1 protein-coding gene and 1 pseudogene are annotated in these 1,144 nt (G+C 49.0%); both read left to right on the forward strand.

The features are described 5' to 3' along the window. The first annotated feature begins 23 nt into the window (after positions 1-23). Positions 24-953 (forward strand): restriction endonuclease, encoded by a 930-nt coding sequence (locus NW857_RS13110; RefSeq protein WP_414348176.1) that lies wholly within the window; start codon positions 24-26, stop codon positions 951-953. 99 nt (positions 954-1,052) lie between these two features. Then, positions 1,053-1,144, forward strand: a pseudogene (locus tag NW857_RS13115) (aminoacyl-tRNA hydrolase); the annotation flags it as partial.

Raw genomic sequence — 1,144 nt, forward strand, 5'->3', positions numbered from 1 at the left:
TGCCTTGAGAATCGGTTCTGCAGATGGCCGTTCCGGATTACCAGAGCTTGCTGTTGCCGCTGCTCCAGTTTGCAGCACGCGAAGGAACTGAAATCTCAACCAGTGAGGCCGTTGAAGCTCTGGCAAAAGAACTGGGCCTCACAGAGGAGGATCTCAGGGAGATGCTGCCGAGCGGTGTACAGCCAACTTTTATAAACCGCGTCGGCTGGGCCTCAACCTATCTGAAAAAGGCAGGGCTGCTTGAAGCAACGCGCAGAGGATTCTACCAAATCACCGACCGCGGCAGAGATCTTCTTAAAAAGCAGCCCAAGACCATCAACGTAAAGTTGCTCAGGCAATATCCTGAGTTCCTAGAATTTGAGAGGCTCAAGGGCACAAGAAGCGCTGACAAGGCAACCGAACGAAAAGAGTCGTTAGAGATTTCACCAGAAACACCATTAGAGCAACTAGAAAATGCGTATAAAAATCTCCGCGATAAACTGGCTGATGAACTGCTTGCCAGGCTCAAGAAAGCATCTCCTGCCTTCTTCGAAAAGGTCGTTGTGGAACTGCTGGTTAAAATGGGATACGGAGGTTCACGGGTAGATGCGGGAAAAGCAATCGGCAGGAGCGGTGACGGCGGAATTGATGGGATCATAAAAGAGGATAAACTCGGTCTTGATGTTGTGTATATTCAGGCAAAGCGCTGGGATAGCAATCCGGTAGGTCGTCCTGATGTCATGCAGTTTGTAGGAGCCTTACAGGCTCAAAGAGCAAACAAGGGTATTTTTATGACTACCTCCAGATTTACCGATGATGCTCGCAGTTACGTTTCTCAAATCGGCAGCAAGATTGTTTTGATTGACGGCGAACAACTGACAAATTTAATGATTGAGCACGATGTTGGCGTATCTACGGTTTCGTTGTATCCGGTCAAGAAGGTCGATAGTGATTATTTTGAAGAGAGCATCTGATAACTGCATCAACTCTGTCTTAACGTTAAGATCAACACAACCTAGCCCGAGGAGGCGAAAAGCGCTGTGACTCAGGTCAAGACCAAGGGAACCGATGAGATGGCTTTGCAGCTCATTGTGGGTTTGGGCAATCCCGGCCCACAATATGCCGATACCCGCCACAATTGCGGCTTTATGGTGCTGGATCGGCT

Origin of the sequence: Synechococcus sp. H55.9, from assembly GCF_047462355.1 — a bacterium.
In the GTDB taxonomy this organism is placed as follows: domain Bacteria; phylum Cyanobacteriota; class Cyanobacteriia; order Thermostichales; family Thermostichaceae; genus Thermostichus.

Bases quoted from the DNA above. Each gene is read 5' to 3' on its own strand.
- NW857_RS13110 (WP_414348176.1), top strand. From the start codon at position 24: ATGGCCGTTCCGGATTACCAGAGCTTGCTGTTGCCGCTGCTCCAGTTT.